Here is a 22305-nt window from a genome sequence, read left to right on the forward strand (position 1 = left end):
CGCTCAATCACTCTTGGGTAATACAGATTCCAGGCGGGCAGCAATTCTGGTGGGAACTTGCCGCCGCACCGCCTGCACTGCCTGTTCAATCGCGACAGCAAACGCTCGCTGATTGGCCGCACCGTGGCTCTTAATCACCGTGCCGCGCAATCCTAACAGACAGGCGCCATTGTACTGGTCGGGGTTGAGGTGACTGAATCGCCTTATCAGGCGTTTTTGTAGCCATTTCTTCAATATTATCAGCCACCACGACCTTTTTTTTCCTTCACCCTGCGATTTCAGCAGCGAAAGGAACATCCTGACAACACCTTCCATCGTCTTGAGTGTGACATTGCCGACAAAGCCGTCACAAACCAGAACATCGGTTTTACCGGTCAACAGTTCGTTGGCCTCAAGGTATCCAATATAGTTCATCGAAGGCATTGTTTTTAGTAATGCTGAGGCATCGCGGATACTGTCCAGCCCCTTAGTCTCTTCCTCGCCGATATTCAGCAGCGCCACGCGCGGCCGACTTACGCCGAGCACTTCTTCGGCCATTACGGAACCCATAATGGCAAACTGGACCAGCATCGTGCTGTCGCAGTCTACGTTGGCACCGAGATCGAGCACCACCGTTTTGCCCTTCTGCTGATGCGGCAATACCGTCACCAGCGCCGGACGCTCAATGCCCTCAATCGGCTTGAGCAATAATTTAGCCAGCCCCATCAACGCCCCGGTGTTTCCGGCGCTGACGCAGGCCTCTGCACGCCCCTCTTTTACCAGCTCAAGCGCAATACGCATTGACGACCCACGGCTGGCGCGGATAGCCTGAGACGGTCTGGCATCACTGGCAATAACCGATTCCGCAGGGATAATCTGCAGACGTGAGCGTTGCTCGAAATCAGCTTTGGCAAGTAATGGCGTGATTGCGTCGGGATTGCCGACTAAAAGAAGGTTTAGCGAAGAGTCAGAGTCCAGTGCCTGCAAAGCTGCAGGCACTGTCACGGAAGGACCGAAGTCCCCACCCATGGCATCTAACGCTAGGGTTAGACGTCTCAAGGTTGCGCCAGATTACTTAGCGATAACCTTACGGCCGCGGTAGAAACCGTCGGCAGTGATGTGGTGACGCAGATGAGTTTCGCCAGAAACTTTGTCCACGGACAGGGTGGTGGTGGTCAGCGCGTCATGGGAACGACGCATGCCACGTTTGGAACGGGTTGGTTTATTCTGTTGTACGGCCATGGACCTTACTCCTCAATTACTTACGCTTTAAACTGGCTAATACGGCAAATGGGTTTGGTTTCTCCGCCTCTTCAGGCAGTTTGCCAAAGACCATGTCCGCCTCGGACACTTCACAGTGTTCAGAATCATGCACCGGAACTACAGGCAAGGAGAGGATAACTTCATCTTCTACCAGCGCCCGCAGATCGATTTCACCGAATTCGTTAACCTCAATCGGCTCATACGCTTCCGGGAGTGCCTCAGCCTGTTCGTCGGAGCGAACCGGACTGAAACAATATGTTGTGTGAACATGACGCACAAACGGTTTCCCGCAACGCTGGCATTCGAGCGTTACCGTCACCTTTGCATCGCCGGTTATTACCGCGAGGCGCTGGTTATCGATATCGAATCTCATGGAGCATTCTACATCACTGTCCACACTGACTACAGATGCGGCAATACGCTCAACCTGATCGGAAGCATACACTCCCTCATAATCAAGGCGTTTTTGAGCCGTACGAACCGGATCAAGAGTCAGGGGTAATTTTACCTTTTGCATAGGGCGCGCATATTAACTTTGTAACGTCATAGAGTCAAAGAAAAAGGCCTGGGAACAGCGCCTTTTGCCATTTATTCGCACACATTGCGGCGACACAGTTTAAAATGCCTTTATCCAATTCGCTATCTTTAATGATAAAAATATGAAACCGATTGTTCTCGCGTCCACTTCCCCGTTCCGCCGCAGCCTGCTGGAGAAACTGGGCCTGCCTTTTATTGCCGCCGCTCCGCAGGTCGATGAAACGCCACGCCCGGGCGAAGATGCACGGCAGTTGGTCACACGCCTGGCTCAGGCCAAAGCCCAGGCATTAAAAGAACATTATCCTGAGCATCTTATTATCGGCTCCGATCAGGTTTGTGTACTGAATAATCAAATTGCCGGAAAACCGCACACCGAAGAGAATGCCGTTCAGCAATTATTGCAGGCGCGCGGCACTATTGTGACCTTTTATACCGGGCTGGCGCTTTATAATTCCCGGAACGGTCAGCTGCAAACTCTGTGCGAACCCTTCGACGTCCATTTTCGCCATCTGAGCGAAGAAGAAATTCGCCGCTACGTGCAAAAAGAGCAGCCGCTGCAGTGCGCCGGGAGCTTTAAGAGCGAAGGGCTGGGTATTACGCTGTTTAACCGGCTTGAGGGAAAAGATCCGAATACTTTAATTGGCCTGCCGCTGATTAGCCTGTGCGAAATGCTGCGCAACGAAGGCTGTAACCCTCTGCTGGCTTAAACAAAAACGCTCCGCCGGGGCGGAGCGTTAAACTTTACTTAGCGTTGCGTAATACCGTGAGGCAGCGCTTAAGCTGGTCGTCCAGCGGCGCCTCAATACGAATCACCTCGCCGGTGTTCGGATGGGTAAACTTCAGCGCGGCGGCGTGCAGGAATAGACGGTTAAGGCCGGTTCCCGCCAGCTGTTTATCAAACTCACGGTCGCCGTAGCGATCGTCAAAGGCAATAGGATGCCCGGCGTGCAGCGTGTGGACGCGGATCTGATGGGTACGGCCGGTAATCGGGCTACAGCGCATCAGGGTCGCGAACTCATAGCGCTCTTCTACTTTAAAGCGCGTTTCTGAAGGTTTCCCCTCGCTGTTCACCCGCACAATGCGCTCCCCGCTTTGCAGAATATTTTTCAGCAGCGGAGCCTGCACGGCTTTAACGTGGGACTGCCACTGCCCGCGAACCAGCGCCAGATAGTCTTTCTGCATCCCCTTCTCACGCAATTGCTCATGCAAAGAACGGAGCGCAGAGCGTTTTTTGGCGACCAGCAGAACGCCGGATGTATCGCGGTCAAGGCGGTGCACCAGCTCGAGGAAGCGGGCTTCCGGGCGCAGGGCGCGCAGCCCTTCAATAACGCCAAAGCTCAGGCCGCTGCCGCCGTGTACTGCGGTGCCGGACGGTTTGTTGAGCACGAGAATATGGTCATCTTCGTAAAGGATGGCATCGGTCAGCGCCGCCACTTTTTGCAGATGCGGGGAAACGGCCTCTTCTTCACGCTCGGCCACGCGCACCGGCGGGATACGCACTTCGTCACCGGCTTCAAGTTTGTACTCGGGCTTGATGCGTTTTTTGTTTACCCGCACCTCACCTTTACGCACGATGCGATAAATCATACTTTTTGGCACGCCTTTCAGGCGGGCGAGCAAAAAGTTATCGATACGTTGCCCGGCCTCATCGGCGGAAATAGCAACGATTTTTACTGAAGGAGTCTCTGTTTTCATGGTCGGCGATTCTAAATAGCCCACGCGCGTAGCGCCACTCATTTTTATGTGCTTAACTGACAATCTGTCCTGTTTTAAACCGTTTGCGCCAGCGTTTGCCTCGTTAGCCGTACCAGAGTCAAAACGCAGGTTAAAAAACTGTAAGAAACAGGGCACTAATAGCAAAAGTCATCTTGCTATAACAAGCGTAGCAGTGGAATAATGTTGCCGTTTTCCGTGTTGAAACTTGTTAGAACAAGAAAATTTGCGGAAAGACCAATTTTGCCTGAACGTTCATCCACGCAGCAATGGCGTAAGACGTATTGTACTTTCAGGCAGTTAGCGGGCTGCGGGTTGCAGCCTGACCGGTAAAATGGAATCAACTTTTAAGAAATATTCTGAGGTTATTCCCACGATAATTGCGCTGTATTCCCGTATGAAATACAGGCAACCGACACTTTGCGCCTCTCAGCCAGCGACAACCGTGAGGTTGGCGACTACGCGTTTAGTCACGAGGCCATCGGTTCACTCCCGGTTAGCGTTACCATGTCCGCAGCTCTGTCGCCAATGTAAGAATAATGAGTAAGTTACGATGAAAAGAATGCTAATCAACGCAACTCAGCAAGAAGAGTTGCGTGTCGCCCTTGTAGATGGGCAGCGTCTGTACGATCTGGATATCGAAAGCCCTGGACACGAACAGAAAAAAGCGAACATCTATAAAGGCAAAATCACCCGTATTGAACCAAGTCTGGAAGCGGCGTTTGTTGATTACGGCGCAGAAAGACACGGTTTCCTTCCTCTGAAAGAAATCGCTCGCGAATACTTCCCGTCCAACTATTCCTCTCATGGCCGTCCTAATATTAAAGACGTGCTGCGTGAAGGCCAGGAAGTTATTGTTCAGATTGATAAAGAAGAGCGCGGCAATAAAGGCGCGGCATTAACCACCTTTATCAGCCTCGCGGGTAGCTACCTGGTTCTGATGCCAAACAACCCTCGCGCCGGTGGTATCTCACGGCGTATCGAAGGTGATGACCGTACCGAATTAAAAGAAGCCCTCTCCTCGCTGGAACTGCCGGACGGCATGGGTCTTATCGTGCGTACCGCCGGCGTGGGTAAATCCGCCGAAGCGCTGCAGTGGGACCTGAGCTTCCGCCTGAAGCACTGGGAAGCTATCCAGAAAGCGGCAGAAAACCGCCCTGCTCCGTTCCTGATCCACCAGGAAAGCAACGTTATTGTTCGCGCCTTCCGCGACTACCTGCGCCAGGACATCGGCGAAATCCTGATCGATAACCCGAAAGTCCTCGAACTGGCTCGCCAGCACATCGCCGCGCTGGGCCGTCCGGATTTCAGCAGCAAAATCAAGCTCTACACCGGTGAAATCCCGCTGTTCAGCCACTATCAGATTGAGTCGCAGATTGAGTCCGCCTTCCAGCGTGAAGTCCGTCTGCCGTCCGGCGGGTCGATTGTTATCGACTCTACCGAAGCGCTGACCGCCATCGACATCAACTCCGCGCGAGCAACCCGCGGCGGCGATATCGAAGAAACTGCGTTCAATACCAACCTTGAAGCAGCCGATGAAATTGCTCGCCAGCTGCGCCTGCGCGACCTCGGTGGCCTGATCGTTATCGACTTCATCGACATGACGCCGGTTCGCCACCAGCGTGCGGTTGAAAACCGTCTGCGCGAAGCCGTTCGCCAGGACAGAGCGCGTATCCAGATAAGCCATATCTCTCGTTTTGGCCTGCTGGAAATGTCGCGTCAGCGCCTTAGCCCGTCGCTGGGCGAGTCCAGCCACCACGTCTGCCCGCGCTGTAGCGGTACCGGCACCGTTCGCGATAACGAATCTCTGTCGCTCTCCATCCTGCGTCTGATTGAAGAAGAAGCGCTGAAGGAGAACACCAAAGAAGTTCACGCCATCGTGCCCGTGCCGATTGCCTCTTACTTGCTGAACGAAAAACGTGATGCGGTAAGCGCGATTGAAAAACGCCAGGGCGGCGTGAAAGCCATCATCGTGCCAAACGACCAGATGGAAACCCCGCACTATTCCGTACTGCGCGTGCGCAAAGGCGAAGAGACTCATACCCTCAGCTACATGCTGCCTAAGCTGCATGAAGAAGAGATGGCGATGCCGTCCGAAGAAGAGTTCGCCGAGCGTAAACGCCCTGAACAGCCTGCTCTGGCAACCTTCGTGATGCCAGAAGTTCCGCCGGTGCCGGAAGAATCCGCTGCGGCTAAACCAGCCGCTGCCGTGAAGGCCGCACCAGCCGCTCAGCCGAAAGCCAATGCTGAAGCTCAGCCAGGCCTGGTTAGCCGCTTCTTCTCCGCGCTGAAAAAACTGTTTGCCGGTGATGAAACCGCAGCCCCGGTAAAAGAAGTTAAAGAAGAAGAGAAAACCGCAGCGACCGATGCCCAGCGTCAGGATCGCCGCAACAACCGTCGCCAGAACAACAACCGCCGTGACCGCGGCGAGCGTAATGAGCGTGGCGACCGTAACAACCGCGATCGCGATAACCGTGAAGGCCGTGATAACCGCAACAGCGAAGGGCGTGAAGCTCGCGAGCCGCGTGAAGGCCGTGATGATAACCGCCGTAACCGCCGTAACGGACAGCAGCAGAATGCGGAAACCCGTGAAGTTCGCCAGAACGTAAGCGCGGTTGAAGAAACCGAGAAGCAGCCGAAGTCCCGTGACGAACAGCAGCCACGCCGCGAACGCAACCGCCGCCGTTCTGACGATAAGCGTCAGGCGCAGCAGGAAGTGAAAGAGTTGCAGCGCGACGTTGCCGCCGAGCCTGAAGCCGAGCAGGAAGAACGTACCCAGGTGATGCAGCGTCGTAAACCGCGCCAGCTGACCCAGAAAGTACGCTTTGAATCCGAAGTCGCTCCGGCAGCGGAAGAAGCTAAGGTTCAAGAGGCGAGCACCGAACTGGCAACTATCCCGCTTCCGGCCGTGGTTGACGCTCCGGTTTCTGCCGAACAGCAGGATGACAGCGCGGATAATCGTGAAACTGCCGGCATGCCGCGCCGTTCACGCCGTTCCCCTCGCCACCTGCGCGTGAGCGGCCAGCGCCGTCGCCGCTACCGTGACGAGCGCTACCCGGCAGTGTCTCCAATGCCGCTGGCAAGCGCCTGTGCCTCTCCTGAGCTGGCTTCCGGCAAAGTGTTTATCACTTATCCGATTGCCCGCCCGCAGGACCAGGTCGCTCAGGATGAAGTCTTCCAGGCTCATGAAGACGCTCCGTACACTCCGGTAGCCGAAGCAGCAGCTCCGGTGGCCGAAGTTCAGGTTGTAGAACCTGTTAAAGCTGAAGAAGTCGTGGTTGAAAACGCACCGGTTGAAACCTCTCACCCGGAAGTGATTGAAGCCCCGGTAACCGAACAGCCACAGCTGATTGCTGCCGAAGACGAAACCGTAGCCGAAGAAATTGTTGAGCAGGCTGAACCCGTACAGGAAGAAGCTGAGCCTGTAGTCTCTCAGGCGGCGGAAGTTGCTGAACCAGCCCCGGCGGCCGTTCAGGAAGCCGTAGTTGAGCCCGTTGTTGAAGCTCCGGCCGCGGTAGCTGAAGAAGCCAAACCGACTGTAGAAGCTGCACCGGCTAAGCCTGTCGTGAAGGCTGAACCTGCTGTTGCTGCTGTCGTGGCGTCTTCTCCGATGACCCGCGCGCCGGCTCCGGATTATACGCCTGAAGCGCCACGCCAGAGCGACTGGGTTCGCCCTGACTTCGAGTTCAGCGGTAAAGGTTCTGCCGGCGGCCACAGCGCCAGCCACCAGGCAACCGCCCCGGCTACTCGCCCGCAAAGCGCCGAGTAACCCTCAAGCGTAATGCCAAAAGCCGGTCAAATGACCGGCTTTTTTATTGGCTGTAGTGGGCTAATTAAAAGGGAGTAATCTTCTACCCATTAAAGATGCATTTAAAATGCACTTTATGTCAAACCCGCTTTCCGCCCGCGTGATTTAATACCTGCAGCACAAGATGAGGAGAAAATCTCATGCTGCGAATTCCACCAAACTGCATCCATACCCGCTCCTCCCCCTTCTGGGACAAAGACACCGCGCCCGCCGGGCTGTTTCAGCGCCATCTCGATAAAGGCACCCGCCAGGGCGTCTACCCTCGCCTCAGCGTGATGCGCGGGCAAGTTCGCTACCTGGGCTTCGCCGATGAACACGCTCCCGAGCCGGAAACGGAACTGATTATTAACGCCGGGCATTTCGGCGTGTTTCCACCGGAAAAGTGGCATCACATCGAGCTGATGACCGACGATGCGCTGTTTAACATCGATTTCTTCGTGTCCCCGGATGTACTCCGGTCTATGTAGTCAGAGGAATGAATATGAACATTATCCCGCAAAGCTATCTTCACACCCGCTCCACGCCGTTCTGGACTAAAGACACCGCCCCTCAGGCGCTGTTCACCCACCACAACACAAAAGCTGGCGTCTATGGCAGGCTCTCGGTGATGAAAGGCGCGGTGAAATATTTCGGTTTCCCGGACGCAGAAGCTACGCAGCCGGATATGGAAATCGTCATTGAGGCAGGAACCTTCGGCATTTCCCCGCCGCAGAAATGGCATCGCATTGAACTGTTAACCGAAGACACTTATTTCAATATCGACTTTTTCGCCGCGCCGGATGCGGCCCTGGAAGGCGCAGGCCTGGGTAAAGTCGTCAATACTCATAAGGGCTAATCATGGGCAAGGCAACTTATACCGTCACCGTAACCAACAACAGCAACGGCGTTTCCGTAGATTACGAGACAGAAGCGCCGATGACGCTGCTGATACCGGACGTTGCCGCCGAGGTCGTAAAGGATCTGGTGAATACCGTACGCGCCTACGATACGGAAAATGAGCACGACGTCTGCGGCTGGTAACCGGCCTTCAAGATAAAAAAAAGCCCGCTCCGGGGTGCGGAAGCGGGCAGAGAAGGCGCACCCAGTTTCATGGCGCGCCCAAATCGTAAAACTTATCGGCTATTTAGCTGGAACAGAGACATGCCCTGCATATCGCTAAAGGTTTTATAAGCTGCCTGTAAGGCGGCCTGCTGCTGAACATAGTTAGAAACGGTGGAAGTCCAGTCCGCCCCTACCAGCTGGCTCATCTGGTCAGTCTGCCCCAGCGCACGTTCATTGCCTAAATCGTCAAGCTTGCTTAACTCGTTAAGCTGAGTACCCAGCTCCGCACGCACGGTAGAGACGTTGCTTAGTGCGTTACCCAGGCCACGGTTGGTTTTGGCTACCACATCATCAAGCGCTTTTTTCCCTGCTGCATCCAGCCCTGCCGCAGGCGTTTTCAATGCCTTAATAGCGGAGTCCAGCATATTAAACAGGTTGGTTTCACTCGGTGACCCGTCCGGCTCAGGAGTGGCGTTGCTGGAAATACGGTTAAAGACTTCATCACCGGTATGCCCAATAGTCATATTACGTGCGCTATCAACCTGCTGAGTAATCGGGGTCGTTCCGCCTTTATAGGTCACGCTTCCGGCGGCTCCGGTGAAAGGCTCCGCTTCGGTTTTATAACCGGCGAAAATAAAGCGACCGTTGCCGTCGGTACTGTTGGCAAGGTTCATCAGCTGATTACGAATACCTTCAAGGTCGGTCGCCAGAGACGCACGGTCGTCATCGCTTAACGTGCCGCTGTTACCGGCATTAACGATCCTTTCCTGGGCGCTCACAATTGAAGTCGTCGCCTGTTGCAGCACGCTCTCTTCAAGAGACACTTTCTGGTTGGCGAAAGTACGCGCCAGCTTGAACTGATCGTTCTGCGCCTGAGCCTGGGAGAGCACTACCGCCTGAGAGGCGGCAATCGGGTCGTCAGACGGCTTGTTGACGCGTAGCCCGCTGCTCATCTGTTCGCCGTAACCTAACCATAAACTCTGCGCGTCGCTGACGCCGCGCATGTTCTGGTCATACATCATTTGGGTACTGATACGCATTGCTTTAGCCCCCGTTAGCGAATATTAAGCAGCGCATCGAACAGCGATGATGCAGTCTGTAAGACCTGAGCATTAGCCAGGTAATATTGCTGATAACGCTGCAGGTTGCCGTACTCTTCGTCGAGGTTAACCCCGGAGATAGACTGCTGCTGCTTGGTCAGCTGCGTAACCACGTTATTCTGGGTGGTGCTGGTCACCTTCAGGCTGGCGGTTTTGTTACCCACGTCGCTCACCAGAGTAGCGTAAGCATCGTTAAAGGTTTTATTGCCATCTATCTGCTTCTTGTTTTGCAGATCGAGCATCGCCTGCGCGTTGCGGTTGTCGCTCTTACCGGAAGTCGGGTCGCTTGCCAGCGCCAGTTTCGCTTCGTCTTTAATCGCCAGCGTCATGCCGCCGACCACATTAGCTACGGGCTTCACGATAAAGCTATCGTTGGCGGCAGGCGTGCCGGAAACGCCGACTTTCAGGCCATCAAAGTTCAGGCTAACGCTGCCGTCTGGTGCGGTAGCTGAGCCCGGGTTAATTGTTGCGTTATCGGACAGGCGGGTAACCTGCCACGCGTTATTCACGAACTCAATTTTGTAATCGCTGGCCTGCACTTTGGTGCTGTCGGCAAACGTTGGGGTCAGCTGGGCGGAACCGGTATTCTTGCTGTTGCTCAGTACGGCAGGGCCGCCGATGGTGAATAGGTCGGTGCCTTTGTCGCCGTTGGCATCATAGCCCTGAGTGTGCTGGGCGTTGAAGGCGCTGGCAAAAGCCTGAGCCATCTGTCCGAGGCGGTTACGTGCGCTGTCCAGGTCCTGGCTACGGAAGGCGATAACTCCGCCCAGAGAGCCGGACGTGATCCGTGCTTCCGGAATTTCCATATTGCCTGCAACCGGGTCAACAAAAGCAACCGTGGTGCGGGAAGGATCGGCGCTGGAATTTACCGCTGCAAGCTGATTCGCCGTGGTCCCCTGAACAATGCTCAGGCCGTTGGCGATAGTAATATTGTAGGTGCCGCTGTCCTGGACGCTGACTTCCACGCCAACAACCTGGTTGAGCTGGCTCACCAGCTGATCGCGCTGATCCAACAGGTCGTTTGGTGCCGTACCGCCGCCAACGCCTTTAAGACGAGAGATCTGGTCGTTCAGGTTAGCAATCTGTTTAGCGTAGGTGTTTATCTGGTCTACGCTGCTGCTGATGGCGAGGTTAACCTGTTTGTCCTGATCGCGCAGGTACTGGTCGGTAACTTTGAACTGGTTTACCAGACCATCTGCTTTGCCCAAAACCGCCTGACGAGCCGCTGGATCCTGGGCGTTACTGGTCAGCGTTTGCAGGCTGGAGAAGAAGTCCTGCATGGTTTTAGACAGCGAGTTGGTGGTGCCGGACAGAATATTGTCAATTTTAGACATCTGCTGGTACTGGGTCGCCAGGCCGCTATTCTGCGTTTGCGCCGCGCGCAGCTGGTTGGTGATGAACGAATCATATTCGCGCTGCACGCCGCTGACATACACGCCATTACCTACATAGGTATTATTGTTAACCAGGGTGCTGCTGCTTTGCCCGAGGATGGTGGTCTGACGGGTATAGCCGTTAACATTATAGTTAGAAATGTTGTTACTCACGGTGCTTAACGCCGCCTGGGCAGCATTCAGGCCACTCATGGCGCTGTTAATCAGGCTACTGGACATGAAGGTTCCTTAATAGCGTGTGGTCAAAGGTTCTGCTGATGATTATCGGCAGCAGGCGGCCAGACTTGAGTCTAATCAGAACAAATTTGACAAATCAGTGTTGTAGGCTTTTGAAACTTTGTCGCTCATGGATTTCAGCTGCTGGATCATTCCGGTCAGCTTGCGCGCATAGTTCGGGTCTGTGGCATAACCGGCGTTTTGCAGCGCCTGTGCGCCCTGCTCTGCCGATACCGCATTCGCAACTGCGGCATAGCGTGGGTTCTTACTCAGCAGGCCAACATAGTCCGAAAGTGCTTCAAGGTAAGAGCTGTAAACGCGGAATTTGGCTTTCACCTTTTTCGCTTCGCCGTTTTCAAACTCGGTCGTGGTAATTTCGGTGGTCGGCCCTTTCCAGCCCGATGTTGCTTTAACCCCAAACAGGTTAAAGCTCGGCTCGCCTTTCTCGGTGCGGATCTGGCGCTGGCCCCAACCGGACTCCAGCGCGGCCTGCGCCAGAATCAGGTGATGCGGAATGCCGCTCGCCTCACTTGCCAGGCGCGCCGGAAGCGAGAGCTGGGCGAGGAAGTCTTTGCTGTCGCCGCTCATCGGCTCTTCATTAGACGGCGCACGCGGCACCGCCTGGCGAACGAGCTGCGTCAGGGACTGATTTTGATAGCTGGTTATCGTCTGCGGGTCGAGCTTTAACGGCACCTGTCCGGCCATTTCCGAAGGCTCCGCCTGCTCACCGGCCATCTGCTTAACCATTGCATCGGCCAGCCCCAGCCCTTTAGCGCTGAGCTGCTGGGCTATTTGCTGGTCGTACATGCTGGTATACATGCGCGTGGACTCGCTGCTGAAAATACCGTCTTTCGGCAGCGCCTCGCGCATGCTTTTCAACATCATCTGAACAAACATCCCCTCCACCTGGTGGGCAACTTCTTTCAGGTTGCCGCTCGGATCTTTCCCCGCCTTCGCTTTTAAATCGTTAAGCGAGTTGGCGTCAAAAGCCGCATTAGCAAGTGAACGGGTATCGTTAAGCATCAGATGATTTCCAGTTTCGCGCGCAGGCAGCCCGCGCTTTGCATGGATTGCAGAATCGACATCAGATCGATTGGCGTTGCGCCCAGCGCGTTCAGCGCTCGCACTACATTGTTCAGATTTGCGCTGGAATTCACACGCTGTACCGCTCCGCCGCTCTGGCGCAGATCGATTTGCGTTTGCGGCGTCACCACGGTCTGGCCGCCGCCAAACGGCGTATTCGGCTGACTGACCTGGTTCTGGCGATTAACCGTTACCGACAGGTTGCCCTGAGCCACGGCGCAGTTGTCCAGCGTCACTTCGCGGTTCATCACCACCGACCCGGTGCGGGAGTTAATCACCACGCGAGCATCCTGAACCGGCATATTCACTTCCAGATTCTGGATATCCGCCAGGAGGCGCACCTGCGAGCTACCGCCGCTTGGTACGCGGATCTGAATAGTGCGTCCGTCCAGCGCCGTTGCGCTACCGAAGCCGCGGGAACGATTAATGGTGTCGGTAATTTGCTGAGCCAGGCTGAAGTCATCGTCATTGAGCTGCAGGTTCAGGGTATTGCCGTTACCGAAGGTTCCGGCCAGCTCGCGCTCAACAACCGCCCCGCCGGTAATACGTCCACCGTTAAGCTGGTTGACCTGCACGCTGCTGCCGCCCGCGGCCGCGCCTGCCCCGCCCACCAGCACGTTACCCTGTGCCAGAGCATAAACCTGGTTATCCACCCCTTTAAGCGGGGTCATCAGCAGCGTACCGCCGCGCAGGCTTTTGGCGTTACCCATAGAGGAAACGACAACATCAATATTTTGTCCCGCGCGCGCAAACGCCGGGTATTTAGCGGTAACCATTACCGCCGCTACGTTCTTCAGCTGCATGTTGGTGCCGGTTGGCACGGTAATGCCCAACTGGGAGAGCATGTTGTTAAGGCTCTGGGTGGTAAACGGCGTCTGCGTTGTCTGGTCGCCCGTACCGTCAAGTCCCACTACAAGGCCGTAGCCAATCAGGGAGTTTTCACGTACGCCCTGAACGGTAGTCAGGTCGCGGATGCGGTCTGCCGAGGCGTATGTTGCCGTCAGCAGGACGACCATTCCGAGTAAATATTTAATCATGCTACCCCTCGCTTACATCGGCGATACGTTAAGGAAGAAGCGCTGCAGCCAGCCCATATTCTGCGCTTCATTAATATAGCCGTTACCGACATACTCAATTCGGGCATCCGCCACCTGGGTGGAGGCAACCGTGTTGCTGCCGCTGATGGTGCGCGGGTTCACTACGCCTGAGAAGCGTATAAATTCTGTTCCCTGATTGATGGCTATTTGTTTCTCGCCCACCACATGCAGGTTGCCGTTGGTCAGCACCTGGTCGACGGTTACCGTCAGGGTGCCGCTAAAGGTGTTGCTGGCGTTGGCGCCGCCTTTACCGTTAAAGCCGTTGCTGCCGGAGGCATTCAGATCGGCTTTTCCATTGCCCAACAACCCGGCGGCGAAGGTCGGCACGGTATCAAAGCCAAGCGCCGATTTACCGTCGCGGCTGGCATTCGCAGAGGAACTTTTACTGGCGCTAACGTTTTCCTGAAGCTGGATGGTCAGGGTGTCGCCGATATTACGCGGGCGGCGGTCTTCAAACAGCGGCTGATAACCGTAGTTCATCGGCTGTGCTGTCTGGAAAATGGACCCATTGATCGCAGGAGCAGGACCGGGCACCGGCTGGGCGGTGGTAGCACCTTCAACCAGCGGCTTACTTGGTACAAGGGCGCAGCCGCTTACGGCAAGCACCAGACTCAGAACAACAGGACGGAGCACCATTGGGTTTTGCATTGCTTTCATCTTCAGGTCACGGCAGCCGACGCGCGTATGCGCGCCGGCAAACGCCTTACATTTGCGTCAGTTTTTGCAGCATCTGGTCGGTCGTGGAGACCGCCTTGCTGTTAATTTCGTAAGCGCGCTGAACCTGGATCATATTCACCAGTTCTTCAGCAACGTTCACGTTTGAGGTCTCAACGTAACCCTGATAGAGCAGCCCGGCACCGTTCAACCCCGGAGTGGTGTCGTTTGGCGCGCCGGATGCCTGGGTTTCGGTGTAGAGGTTTTCACCAATACTTTCCAGACCGGTATCGTTCATAAAGGTGGTCAGGTTCAGCTGGCCAACTTGTACCGGGGCAGTTTGCCCCTGCAGGGTTGCGCTCACCACGCCGTCGCGCCCGATGGTAATGCTAAGGGCGTTGGCCGGAACGGTTATCGCAGGCTGAACCTGGAAACCGCCCGCCGTCACCAGCTGGCCGTTCTGGTCAGTCTGGAAGGAGCCGTCGCGGGTGTAGGCCGACGTACCGTCCGGCAGCAGCACCTGGAAGAAACCTTCGCCTTTAATTGCCACGTCTTTGCTGTTGTCGGTCTTGGACAGGTTGCCCTGGCTGTGCAGACGTTCAGTCGCGACCGGGCGAACGCCGGTACCAATCTGCAGGCCCGACGGCAGCGTAGTCTGTTCAGAAGACTGCGCGCCAGGCTGGCGGATGGTTTGATAAAGCAAATCTTCAAACACGGCGCGTTGACGCTTGAAACCGTTAGTGGAGACGTTTGCCAGGTTGTTGGCAATCACATCCATATTGGTTTGCTGTGCATCAAGACCCGTTTTGGCGATCCATAAAGAACTGATCATGTTTGAATCCTGTTGTTAGTAAGCGGCCGTCAGGACATTTGCAGCAGCGTGTTGGCGCGCTGTTCGTTTTCGTCAACGCCGGCAATCACTTTCATCTGCATTTCAAAGCGGCGGGCGTTGGCAATCATATCCGCCATCGCTTCCGCCGGTTTAACGTTACTGCCTTCGAGCACGCCGGACATCACCTTGATGGTAGGGTCAGCCTGCAATACCGCGCCGCGAGTGGCCTGCGCGGCTGGGTTAAGGCGGAACAAACCGTCATCGCCGCGCACCACTTCCCGCTGCGTCGCTTTCACCAGCTTAAGCTGGCCAATCGGCGCAATAGTATTTGGCGCGTCGCCCGGGTTCAGCGCGGAGATGGTGCCGTCCGCGGCGATAGTCACCTGAGCACCTTCCGGCACGGCAATCGGGCCGCCGTCGCCAATAACCGGACGGCCACCGATGGTCAACTGACCGGCGGGGCTGACCTGGATATTACCGTTGCGGGTATAAGCTTCTGTGCCATCCTGAGTCTGCACCGCCAGCCAGCCATCCTGCTGTAAAGCAACGTCCGTAGGGCGCGAGGTGTAATCCATTTGACCCGGCGTCATATCCGCCCCAGGCGTAGAGGCGATGACGAGGGTACGGGTTGGCAGAGAAAGCCCTTCAACCGGCACCGCACGCAGGGCATTAAGCTGCGCCCGGAAGCCAGGAGTAGAAGCGTTCGCCAGGTTGCTTGCCGTCACGGCCTGTTGGTTCAGGGTTTGACTGGCCGCGCCCATGGCGGTGTAGATTGCGTGATCCATTAAACCGTCCCGTCAGGCGCTTAGCGCAGGTTAACCAGGGTGTTGAGGATCTGATCCTGGGTTTTGATAGTCTGCGCATTCGACTGATAGTTACGCTGCGCGACGATCATGTTCACCAGTTCTTTACTCAGATCGACGTTTGAAGACTCCAGCGCACCGCTGGTCAGGGTGCCGAAGTTACCGGTGCCCGCGGTGCCCAGCAGCGCAACGCCGGAAGAGTTAGTTGCCGCCCAGACGTTATCGCCCTGCGGCGTCAGGCCTTCCGGGTTAGCGAAGTTTGCCAGCGCGATTTGCCCTAACAGCTGGTTCTGCTCGTTAGAGTAGTTACCCACGATGGTGCCATCGTTGTTGATGCTGTAAGAGATAAGCTCGCCAGGTTTATAACCGTTCTGGGTAGTGCCAACGATAGTGGTCGCGCCGGTGTTCTGCTGCATCGAGTTTTTGAAGTCGATGCTGAAGGTGGCCGGAGTCGCCCCGTTGATGGTGCCGGTCATGATACCGTTAGCTACGCCGCCAGAAGTCAGGTTACCGTTATTGTCGAATACCATGGTGGTTGCGAGCGCTGGCGTGCCGCCAGCTACGCTGCTGTCTACGGTGTAGACTTTCCAGGTGTTCGGGTTCGCGCTGTCTTTTACGAAGTAGGCGTTCATGTTGTGAGCGTTACCCTGGCTGTCATACACGGTCAGCGGGCCGCTTTTGTTAAAGCTGTCCTGGTTAGCCGGGTTAAATGCTACGGTTGGCGCTTTGTCGGTAGAGTTCAGGTTAACCTGCATGGTGGCCGTGGTGGTGATTTTGGCCGGCATCAGGGTATTAGGAACGGACAAAGCAACCGGGCTCGCACCCTGCTGAATAGTCGGCGGGCTGCCTACTGCCGGGTAGCCGGTCAGGCTCAGGCCCTGCATGTTCACCAGGTTACGGCTTGGGTCGAGCGTGAACTGGCCGTTACGGCTGTACAGCACGGAGCCTGCGCTATCGACCATGCGGAAGAAGCCGTTCTGGTTGATAGCAACGTCCAGGCCGCGGCCGGTGTTGGTTGGCGTGCCGCTGTTAAAGTTCTGAGTCACACCCACAACTTTAACGCCCAGCCCCACTTTGGAACCTGCAAACATATCGGCAAATGAAGCGGTGCCGGATTTAAAACCGTAGGTGGCGGAGTTGGCAATGTTGTTACCAATCACATCCAGGTTGGTGGCCGCAGCATTCAGGCCGCTGACCGCTTGAGAAAACGCCATGTCTTACTCCTGCTAAGGTTGTAGGCTTAGATAATCTGCCTGATTGCATCGAGGGTCGTGGAACCGTAGGTTCCGAGATCCAGCTTGAGGCCATCTTTGTTATTGATGACGCCGTTCACCATGGCGAAGTTCAGCGGCTGAGCCACCAGCTGAGTCCCGCCGTTAGTTGCGCTGATACTTACGTTGTATGAACCATCCGCCACCGCGGTGCCGTCGCTTGCCGTGCCGTCCCAGGTGAAGGTATGCACACCTGCGCTAAGCCCGCCAATTTCGATAGTGCGCACCACTTTGCCGTCTTTGTCGGTAACCGTGGCGGTAACTTTATCCGCAGCCTGCTGGAGCTCAACGCCAAACGGCGTGGTGCTGATGGTCTTGGTGGTCGCGTCAGTACCCGCCAGAATCTTGTTACCCGGGATCATCACGCCGTGGCCAATCAGGGCGCTGGCCTGCAGCGACTGGTTCTGATTAAGCTGGCCGGAAACCGAGCCAAGGGTGGTGTTCAGCTTTTCGATGCCGCTAACGGTACTGATCTGCGCAAGCTGCGTGGTCAGTTCGTTGTTCTGCATCGGGTTGGTTGGGTCCTGGTTTTTGAGCTGTGCCACCAGCAGGGTCAGAAAACTGCCCTGCAGGTCGGAGGCGCTGTTGCCCGTCAGGCTGTTTTTTGATGCCCCTGCCGTAGGGTCAACATTATCAGCCGGGTTGTTCATTTTGACTGCAATGGACATATAGGCTCCTGTTACTGACCGAGGGTGAGCGTTTTCATCATCATGCCCTTCACGGTATTGAGCACTTCGACGTTGGCCTGGTAGCTGCGGGAGGCGGACATGCTGTTAACCATTTCCCCCACCACGTCCACGTTAGGCATGCGCACGTAGCCACGCGCGTCGGCAAGCGGGTTTCCAGGCTGGAACACCATTTTGTCCGGCGCGTCGCTCTCTATCACTTTGGTCACTTTTACGCCGCCGGTGGCAGCGCCTGGCGCGGCATCGAGCTGGAAAACGACCTGTTTTGCGCGGTAAGGCTGTCCGTCCGGCCCGGTTACGCTGTCGGCGTTGGCGAGGTTACTCGCCGCCACGTTCATGCGCTGGGACTGGGCGGCCATTGCCGAACCCGAGATATCAAAAATATTGAGTAAAGCCATCAATTACCCCTGAAGCACAGACATCATGCTTTTGATTTGCCCACCAAGAACCGTAAGGTTGGTCTGGTAGTTCAGGCTGTTATCAGCAAACTGCGTACGCTCGCGGTCCATATCGACGGTGTTGCCGTCCATTGCTGGCTGGTCAGGTACGCGGTAGAGGAGATTGAGCGACGGAGTGGAGTGGGTTTGTGCCGGGATATGGCGTGAAGAAGTCAGCGCAAGGGACATCCCGCCGCCTTCAACGCGTCCGCGCTCCATCACTTTTTTCATTTCACTGGCAAAGTCGATATCGCGCGCCTGAAAGCCCGGCGTGTCGGCATTGGCGATATTCGCGGCCAGGATCTCTTGACGCTGAGCACGCAAATTAAGCGCTTCTTGCTGAAATCGCAGTGCGGCGTCCAGTTTATCGAGCATGCTTCCTCCATGGTCCATAGAATTAGGAATCGTCCGAAAGCTTAAAGCCCCTTACGCGTACGTGATGGGTGGAATAAGCACAAAATACGTCGCTATTTATCGCCTTGATCAAATCGGCTCGCGGTTAAAATCACCGCAACCTGAAAACGGAGAAGCGCGATGAGAAGCCTGAAAATCTGGAGTGGCGTGGCAACCATGCTGGTAAGCCAGTTGGCCCTGGCGGGTGCGCTGGACGAGCCGCTGACCCAGTATTTCCAGCAGCGTCTGGCGGGAATTAGCGACGACGTCAGCGTCAACGTGAGAACCGCAGATGCGCAGCTTCCCGCCTGCCCGTACCCGGAGTTTTCAACCCCTGGCAACGCTAAGCTTTGGGGCAACGTCAGCGTGATGGCGCGCTGCGGGAGCGACAAACGGTTTATTCAGGTTCAGGTTATTGCGACCGGAAATTATGTGGCAGCGGCGCGGGCTATTAGCCGAGGTTCGAGGCTCGACGAGAGCAGCGTTGAACTAAAAAAGGGCCGTCTTGACCAGTTGTCGCCGAGAACGATGATGAATCTCAGCCAGGCAACTGACGCGGTTTCACTGCGGGATATCGCCCCCGGCCAGCCCGTTATTCAGTCGATGGTTCGCCAGGCATGGCGCGTAAAAGCCGGGCAGCAGGTGCAGGTTATTGCCTCCGGCGACGGCTTTAGCGTCAACGGTGAAGGCAAGGCGTTAAACAACGCGGCGGTGGCGCAAAATGCCCGCGTCAGAATGTCTTCAGGACAGGTGGTAAGCGGGACGGTAGACTCTGATGGGAATATTCTGATTAATCTATAATCTTTTTAAAGATTCCGCGGCGACTGCCGATAGTAATATCAACTAATGATACTGACTGGCTCTTACGCCGCGAGCCCCTCGATGAGTAGAGAATAATGAGCATTGATCGCACGTCGCCATTGAAACCGGTAAGCACCGTACAACCTCGTGAAACCAGCGAGCCGCAGACGCTTAAAAGCCGTCTGGAAAAGTCTGCCACGGCTAACAGCACCAGCGTGAAGTTAAGCGATGCGCAGGCCAAATTGATGCAGCCTGGCAGCAGCGATATCAACATGGAACGTGTTGAAGCGCTGAAGACGGCAATTCGTAACGGCGACCTGAAGATGGATACCGGCAAAATCGCCGATGCGCTTATCCAGGAAGCCCAAAGCTATTTATCGAGTAAATAACGGTGAGTCGTCTGTTAGAAGTGCTGGACCAAATGACCGCGGTGCTGAATTCACTGAAAGAGGTGATGGACGCCGAACAGCTGCAACTTTCCGCAGGCCTGATAAACGGCAACGCGCTGCAACGTATAACTGAAGATAAAAGTTCGCTGCTGGCTACGCTGGACTACCTGGAGCAGCAGCGCCGCGCTGAGCAAAATGCCGGAGCGGTTATCAATATTGATATCAATCAGCGCTGGCAGACGATTACGCAAAAAACCCAGCATTTGAGGGATATCAACCAGCATAACGGCTGGTTACTGGAAGACCAGCTGGCCCGTAACGAACAGGCGCTGGCGGTACTGAAGCCGCATCAGGCTCCTGACTTTTACGGTGCGGATGGGCAGGCTACGTCCGGAAATAATCGCGGCGGCAAAAAAATCAGTATCTGATTTTTAAATAATTTTGATAACTGCTGGCAGCCTGATTCAGGCGCCAGCAGTTTTGCTATTACAGGGCGTTCAGAATTTTTGCAGTAGCGTCCACATCAATCTCATCTTCCGAGAAGATATGCGTGGTGTTCTGGAAGGTAGTAATCGCCAGCATCTTCACGCTACGCATCTCCCCTTCTTTCTTTTCTGTCTTCGGGCGAATGCTGTTCATCAGCAGGCCAACGGACAATACCGCATTTTCTTTATCGATTTTCGCCTCTACCGGCTTCTCTTCGCTGTAGACCAGGAAGGATTTAATCGCGGTAATTTTGAAACGCTCACCGGCAATAAAGATATGCTTGCTCTCCGGCTCGACCTTCACGGCAAATGCGGACAGCCCTTTATTGTTAGTCCCCGGCTCGAAGGTCACCGCGGCGTCTTTCTTAATCAGCTCCGGGTTGGCGACTTTAATCACATGGAAGTAACGGTTATCGCCGTTTTCATCTTTGATAAATCCGAAGCCTTTATCTTCGAACCAGGTTGTGATTATTCCGTTCATCGCTCTATCACCTAATTAAACATTCAACATATAAAGAATAGGGTGGAGCGCGCAAAGCGCCATCCACCTCAGGAAAAGTTATATCGTGCGCCGGGCAAAATCTTTCAACCTGAAGCCCAGCAAAAGCAGCGTCGCAAAGTAGGCAGCAATACCGGCCAGCACCACCGCCATCAAACGCACCAGGCGATACGGCATCGCGCCTAAGTCCCAGGCCGGCATCAGGTGCATCAGGCCAATCAGCACCGCGGACATCACAATGACCGCCGCCACCAGGCGCAGCAGAAACGCGCTCCAGCCAGGCTGCGGCTGGAAGATATCCTGCTTGCGCAGCTGCCAGTAGAGCAGCGAGGCGTTAATACAGGCTCCCAGACCAATGGACAGCGAAAGCCCCGCATGCTTCAGCGGCCCGATAAATACCAGGTTCATCAACTGGGTCAGGATCAGCGTCACGATGGCAATCTTGACCGGGGTTTTAATGTCCTGGCGCGAGTAAAAGCCCGGCGCTAACACTTTAACCACGATAAGCCCCATCAGGCCGACGGAGTAAGCCACCAGCGCGCGCTGGGTCATCAGCGCATCGAAGGCGGTGAATTTACCATACTGGAACAGCGAAACGGTAAGCGGTTTTGCCAGGATACCCAGCGCAACCGCACTCGGCAGCGCCAGCAGGAAGCAAAGGCGCAGCCCCCAGTCCATCAGTCGCGAATATTCGTCGTGGTTGCCTGTGGAAAAACTTTTCGCCAGCGACGGCAGCAAAATAGTGCCCAATGCCACGCCCAGCACCCCGGAAGGGAACTCCATAAGGCGGTCGGCGTAATACATCCAGGAGACCGAGCCGGAAACCAGGAAGGAGGCGAAAATGGTGTTAATGATAAGCGAGATCTGGCTGACCGAAACCCCAAGAATAGCCGGGCCCATCTGCTTGATGACCCGCATCGCCCCGGCGTCTTTAAAGCTGATACGCGGCAGCACCAGCATGCCGATTTTCTTGAGATGAGGAAGCTGGTAGGCGAGCTGTAATACCCCGCCCACGGTCACCGCCCAGGCAAGCGCCAGGATCGGTGGGTTAAAATGCGGCGCGGCAAACAGCGCAAAGCCTATCATGCTGAGGTTAAGGAAGGTCGGGGCAAACGCCGGTACCGAGAAACGGTTCCAGGTATTCAGGATGGCCCCCACCAGCGACGCCAGCGAGATAAGCAAAATATAAGGGAAAGTAATACGCAGCAGGCTTGAGGTCAGCGCAAACTTGTCTGCGGTATCCGCGAAGCCCGGTGCGGTTACCAGAATAACCCACGGCGCGGCCAGCATGCCGAGCACGGTAACCAGCGCCAGCGCCAGCGTCAGAAGCCCGGAAACATAGGAAACAAAGACGCGGGTGGCATCTTCGCCCTGCTTGCTTTTGTATTCGGCCAGAATCGGCACAAACGCCTGGGAGAACGCGCCCTCGGCGAAAATACGCCGCAGCAGATTCGGCAATTTAAAAGCAACGAAAAAGGCATCCGTCGCCATCCCTGCACCAAATACCCTCGCCACAATGGCGTCGCGCGCAAAGCCAAGCACGCGGGAAAACATGGTCATCGAGCTGACGGCCGCCAGCGATTTTAATAGGTTCATTTATTTTGTTATTCCACAAACATTAACGCCAGCGTTGCTGGCGTTTAAGGTTGCTAACAAAGAGGAAAAAAGCGTGGTTTTTTCCTCTTTGTGGCTATCAGCCGAAAATCAATGAATTGATTTTCCTTGTCTATTTTTTGTGCCCTCTGTGGCGTTATCTATCACCTGAGGTTTGTCAGCCGTCTGAACGCCAGCGTTGCTGGCGTTAATGGATGATGACAAGTCGGC

Annotated in this window: 25 protein-coding genes; 8 read left to right on the forward strand and 17 right to left on the reverse strand. The window is 55.5% G+C overall.

What is annotated here, in order from left to right:
* Positions 1–3 precede the first annotated feature (3 nt).
* The 3 genes from plsX to yceD are packed head-to-tail and all read right to left on the reverse strand — an operon-like array spanning position 4 to position 1759.
* On the reverse strand, positions 4–1038 hold the full coding sequence (gene plsX, locus ACG1VR_RS14580) for a phosphate acyltransferase PlsX (protein ID WP_071704086.1): 1035 nt from the start codon (positions 1036–1038) through the stop codon (positions 4–6).
* Positions 1039–1050: 12 nt separating this feature from the next.
* Positions 1051–1221 carry a 50S ribosomal protein L32 gene (rpmF, locus tag ACG1VR_RS14585; RefSeq protein ID WP_016535856.1) on the reverse strand — a complete coding sequence of 57 codons (171 nt, stop codon included), beginning with the start codon at positions 1219–1221 and terminating at the stop codon, positions 1051–1053.
* Positions 1222–1237: 16 nt separating this feature from the next.
* Positions 1238–1759, reverse strand: a complete 522-nt coding sequence (gene yceD / locus ACG1VR_RS14590) for a 23S rRNA accumulation protein YceD (RefSeq protein WP_216376836.1) — start codon at positions 1757–1759, stop codon at positions 1238–1240.
* Between the two features lie 142 nt (positions 1760–1901).
* Here yceD and ACG1VR_RS14595 point away from each other — a divergent pair, with 142 nt between their 5' ends.
* A complete protein-coding gene (locus tag ACG1VR_RS14595; RefSeq protein ID WP_395489164.1) occupies positions 1902–2486 on the forward strand; it encodes a Maf family protein in 585 nt (194 codons plus the stop codon).
* 34 nt (positions 2487–2520) lie between these two features.
* Here the strand turns inward: ACG1VR_RS14595 and rluC are convergent, their stop codons facing one another.
* Complete coding sequence (rluC, locus tag ACG1VR_RS14600) at positions 2521–3474, reverse strand: 23S rRNA pseudouridine(955/2504/2580) synthase RluC (RefSeq protein ID WP_167344794.1); 954 nt, start codon at positions 3472–3474, stop codon at positions 2521–2523.
* 571 nt (positions 3475–4045) lie between these two features.
* Between rluC and rne the strand changes: the two genes are divergently transcribed.
* The 4 genes from rne to ACG1VR_RS14620 all read left to right on the forward strand — a co-directional run bounded on the left by rne (position 4046) and on the right by ACG1VR_RS14620 (position 8320).
* Positions 4046–7261 carry a ribonuclease E gene (gene rne, locus ACG1VR_RS14605; RefSeq protein WP_395489165.1) on the forward strand — a complete coding sequence of 1072 codons (3216 nt, stop codon included), beginning with the start codon at positions 4046–4048 and terminating at the stop codon, positions 7259–7261.
* A gap of 179 nt (positions 7262–7440) precedes the next feature.
* Positions 7441–7767, forward strand: a complete 327-nt coding sequence (locus tag ACG1VR_RS14610; protein ID WP_016535850.1) for a DUF1971 domain-containing protein — start codon at positions 7441–7443, stop codon at positions 7765–7767.
* A 14-nt stretch (positions 7768–7781) separates the two neighbouring features.
* Positions 7782–8135 (forward strand): DUF1971 domain-containing protein, encoded by a 354-nt coding sequence (locus ACG1VR_RS14615; RefSeq protein ID WP_039898085.1) that lies wholly within the window; start codon positions 7782–7784, stop codon positions 8133–8135.
* 2 nt (positions 8136–8137) lie between these two features.
* The gene (locus tag ACG1VR_RS14620) at positions 8138–8320 is read left to right on the forward strand and encodes a DUF1869 domain-containing protein (RefSeq protein ID WP_016535848.1); all 183 of its coding nucleotides are present in this window, start codon (positions 8138–8140) and stop codon (positions 8318–8320) included.
* A gap of 92 nt (positions 8321–8412) precedes the next feature.
* Here ACG1VR_RS14620 and flgL read toward each other — a convergent pair whose 3' ends face one another.
* From flgL to flgB, 11 genes are all read right to left on the reverse strand, one after another.
* Positions 8413–9381, reverse strand: a complete 969-nt coding sequence (gene flgL, locus ACG1VR_RS14625; protein WP_016535847.1) for a flagellar hook-associated protein FlgL — start codon at positions 9379–9381, stop codon at positions 8413–8415.
* A gap of 14 nt (positions 9382–9395) precedes the next feature.
* A complete protein-coding gene (gene flgK, locus ACG1VR_RS14630) occupies positions 9396–11054 on the reverse strand; it encodes a flagellar hook-associated protein FlgK (protein ID WP_016535846.1) in 1659 nt (552 codons plus the stop codon).
* A 75-nt stretch (positions 11055–11129) separates the two neighbouring features.
* Positions 11130–12074 (reverse strand): flagellar assembly peptidoglycan hydrolase FlgJ, encoded by a 945-nt coding sequence (flgJ, locus tag ACG1VR_RS14635; RefSeq protein ID WP_395489166.1) that lies wholly within the window; start codon positions 12072–12074, stop codon positions 11130–11132.
* The gene (locus ACG1VR_RS14640; protein WP_216376843.1) at positions 12074–13171 is read right to left on the reverse strand and encodes a flagellar basal body P-ring protein FlgI; all 1098 of its coding nucleotides are present in this window, start codon (positions 13169–13171) and stop codon (positions 12074–12076) included. Before ACG1VR_RS14640 ends, flgJ begins: the two co-directional genes overlap by 1 nt.
* Positions 13172–13183: 12 nt before the next feature.
* Positions 13184–13879: a flagellar basal body L-ring protein FlgH gene (locus ACG1VR_RS14645; RefSeq protein ID WP_115586290.1), complete on the reverse strand. Its 696-nt coding sequence runs from the start codon at positions 13877–13879 to the stop codon at positions 13184–13186.
* Between the two features lie 55 nt (positions 13880–13934).
* Positions 13935–14717, reverse strand: coding sequence for a flagellar basal-body rod protein FlgG (gene flgG / locus ACG1VR_RS14650; protein ID WP_016535842.1), 783 nt, complete (start codon positions 14715–14717; stop codon positions 13935–13937).
* A 29-nt stretch (positions 14718–14746) separates the two neighbouring features.
* Positions 14747–15502 (reverse strand): flagellar basal body rod protein FlgF, encoded by a 756-nt coding sequence (locus ACG1VR_RS14655; RefSeq protein WP_016535841.1) that lies wholly within the window; start codon positions 15500–15502, stop codon positions 14747–14749.
* Positions 15503–15522: 20 nt separating this feature from the next.
* Entirely contained in the window at positions 15523–16734 is a 1212-nt protein-coding gene (flgE, locus tag ACG1VR_RS14660) for a flagellar hook protein FlgE (protein ID WP_395489167.1), read from the reverse strand.
* Positions 16735–16760: 26 nt separating this feature from the next.
* On the reverse strand, positions 16761–17459 hold the full coding sequence (gene flgD / locus ACG1VR_RS14665; protein ID WP_016535839.1) for a flagellar hook assembly protein FlgD: 699 nt from the start codon (positions 17457–17459) through the stop codon (positions 16761–16763).
* An 11-nt stretch (positions 17460–17470) separates the two neighbouring features.
* On the reverse strand, positions 17471–17875 hold the full coding sequence (flgC, locus tag ACG1VR_RS14670; RefSeq protein ID WP_016535838.1) for a flagellar basal body rod protein FlgC: 405 nt from the start codon (positions 17873–17875) through the stop codon (positions 17471–17473).
* Positions 17876–17878: 3 nt separating this feature from the next.
* Positions 17879–18289: a flagellar basal body rod protein FlgB gene (flgB, locus tag ACG1VR_RS14675; RefSeq protein WP_039898084.1), complete on the reverse strand. Its 411-nt coding sequence runs from the start codon at positions 18287–18289 to the stop codon at positions 17879–17881.
* 159 nt (positions 18290–18448) lie between these two features.
* Here flgB and flgA point away from each other — a divergent pair, with 159 nt between their 5' ends.
* The 3 genes from flgA (at position 18449) to flgN (ending at position 19925) form a co-directional block, all read left to right on the forward strand.
* Positions 18449–19108, forward strand: a complete 660-nt coding sequence (flgA, locus tag ACG1VR_RS14680) for a flagellar basal body P-ring formation chaperone FlgA (protein ID WP_395489168.1) — start codon at positions 18449–18451, stop codon at positions 19106–19108.
* 95 nt (positions 19109–19203) lie between these two features.
* Positions 19204–19497, forward strand: coding sequence for a flagellar biosynthesis anti-sigma factor FlgM (flgM, locus tag ACG1VR_RS14685; protein WP_172567843.1), 294 nt, complete (start codon positions 19204–19206; stop codon positions 19495–19497).
* Between the two features lie 2 nt (positions 19498–19499).
* Positions 19500–19925: a flagella biosynthesis chaperone FlgN gene (gene flgN / locus ACG1VR_RS14690; RefSeq protein ID WP_039898083.1), complete on the forward strand. Its 426-nt coding sequence runs from the start codon at positions 19500–19502 to the stop codon at positions 19923–19925.
* A 58-nt stretch (positions 19926–19983) separates the two neighbouring features.
* Here flgN and ACG1VR_RS14695 read toward each other — a convergent pair whose 3' ends face one another.
* Together ACG1VR_RS14695 and murJ are read right to left on the reverse strand one after the other, a co-directional pair.
* Positions 19984–20463, reverse strand: coding sequence for a cold-shock protein (locus tag ACG1VR_RS14695; RefSeq protein WP_016535833.1), 480 nt, complete (start codon positions 20461–20463; stop codon positions 19984–19986).
* A gap of 78 nt (positions 20464–20541) precedes the next feature.
* Positions 20542–22077, reverse strand: a complete 1536-nt coding sequence (gene murJ, locus ACG1VR_RS14700; protein WP_395489169.1) for a murein biosynthesis integral membrane protein MurJ — start codon at positions 22075–22077, stop codon at positions 20542–20544.
* Positions 22078–22305: the final 228 nt, after the last annotated feature.

Source organism: Cedecea davisae (genome assembly GCF_044095835.1).
In the GTDB taxonomy this organism is placed as follows: domain Bacteria; phylum Pseudomonadota; class Gammaproteobacteria; order Enterobacterales; family Enterobacteriaceae; genus Cedecea; species Cedecea davisae.

Bases quoted from the DNA above. Each gene is read 5' to 3' on its own strand.
- ACG1VR_RS14645 (WP_115586290.1), bottom strand. From the start codon at position 13,879: ATGCAAAACCCAATGGTGCTCCGTCCTGTTGTTCTGAGTCTGGTGCTT.
- ACG1VR_RS14620 (WP_016535848.1), top strand. From the start codon at position 8,138: ATGGGCAAGGCAACTTATACCGTCACCGTAACCAACAACAGCAACGGC.
- flgK (WP_016535846.1), bottom strand. From the start codon at position 11,054: ATGTCCAGTAGCCTGATTAACAGCGCCATGAGTGGCCTGAATGCTGCC.
- ACG1VR_RS14595 (WP_395489164.1), top strand. From the start codon at position 1,902: ATGAAACCGATTGTTCTCGCGTCCACTTCCCCGTTCCGCCGCAGCCTG.
- flgL (WP_016535847.1), bottom strand. From the start codon at position 9,381: ATGCGTATCAGTACCCAAATGATGTATGACCAGAACATGCGCGGCGTC.
- flgM (WP_172567843.1), top strand. From the start codon at position 19,204: ATGAGCATTGATCGCACGTCGCCATTGAAACCGGTAAGCACCGTACAA.
- ACG1VR_RS14640 (WP_216376843.1), bottom strand. From the start codon at position 13,171: ATGATTAAATATTTACTCGGAATGGTCGTCCTGCTGACGGCAACATAC.
- ACG1VR_RS14610 (WP_016535850.1), top strand. From the start codon at position 7,441: ATGCTGCGAATTCCACCAAACTGCATCCATACCCGCTCCTCCCCCTTC.
- ACG1VR_RS14615 (WP_039898085.1), top strand. From the start codon at position 7,782: ATGAACATTATCCCGCAAAGCTATCTTCACACCCGCTCCACGCCGTTC.
- ACG1VR_RS14655 (WP_016535841.1), bottom strand. From the start codon at position 15,502: ATGGATCACGCAATCTACACCGCCATGGGCGCGGCCAGTCAAACCCTG.
- yceD (WP_216376836.1), bottom strand. From the start codon at position 1,759: ATGCAAAAGGTAAAATTACCCCTGACTCTTGATCCGGTTCGTACGGCT.
- rpmF (WP_016535856.1), bottom strand. From the start codon at position 1,221: ATGGCCGTACAACAGAATAAACCAACCCGTTCCAAACGTGGCATGCGT.
- flgB (WP_039898084.1), bottom strand. From the start codon at position 18,289: ATGCTCGATAAACTGGACGCCGCACTGCGATTTCAGCAAGAAGCGCTT.
- flgJ (WP_395489166.1), bottom strand. From the start codon at position 12,074: ATGCTTAACGATACCCGTTCACTTGCTAATGCGGCTTTTGACGCCAAC.
- flgA (WP_395489168.1), top strand. From the start codon at position 18,449: ATGAGAAGCCTGAAAATCTGGAGTGGCGTGGCAACCATGCTGGTAAGC.
- flgE (WP_395489167.1), bottom strand. From the start codon at position 16,734: ATGGCGTTTTCTCAAGCGGTCAGCGGCCTGAATGCTGCGGCCACCAAC.
- murJ (WP_395489169.1), bottom strand. From the start codon at position 22,077: ATGAACCTATTAAAATCGCTGGCGGCCGTCAGCTCGATGACCATGTTT.
- rluC (WP_167344794.1), bottom strand. From the start codon at position 3,474: ATGAAAACAGAGACTCCTTCAGTAAAAATCGTTGCTATTTCCGCCGAT.
- flgD (WP_016535839.1), bottom strand. From the start codon at position 17,459: ATGTCCATTGCAGTCAAAATGAACAACCCGGCTGATAATGTTGACCCT.
- flgG (WP_016535842.1), bottom strand. From the start codon at position 14,717: ATGATCAGTTCTTTATGGATCGCCAAAACGGGTCTTGATGCACAGCAA.
- flgC (WP_016535838.1), bottom strand. From the start codon at position 17,875: ATGGCTTTACTCAATATTTTTGATATCTCGGGTTCGGCAATGGCCGCC.
- ACG1VR_RS14695 (WP_016535833.1), bottom strand. From the start codon at position 20,463: ATGAACGGAATAATCACAACCTGGTTCGAAGATAAAGGCTTCGGATTT.
- rne (WP_395489165.1), top strand. From the start codon at position 4,046: ATGAAAAGAATGCTAATCAACGCAACTCAGCAAGAAGAGTTGCGTGTC.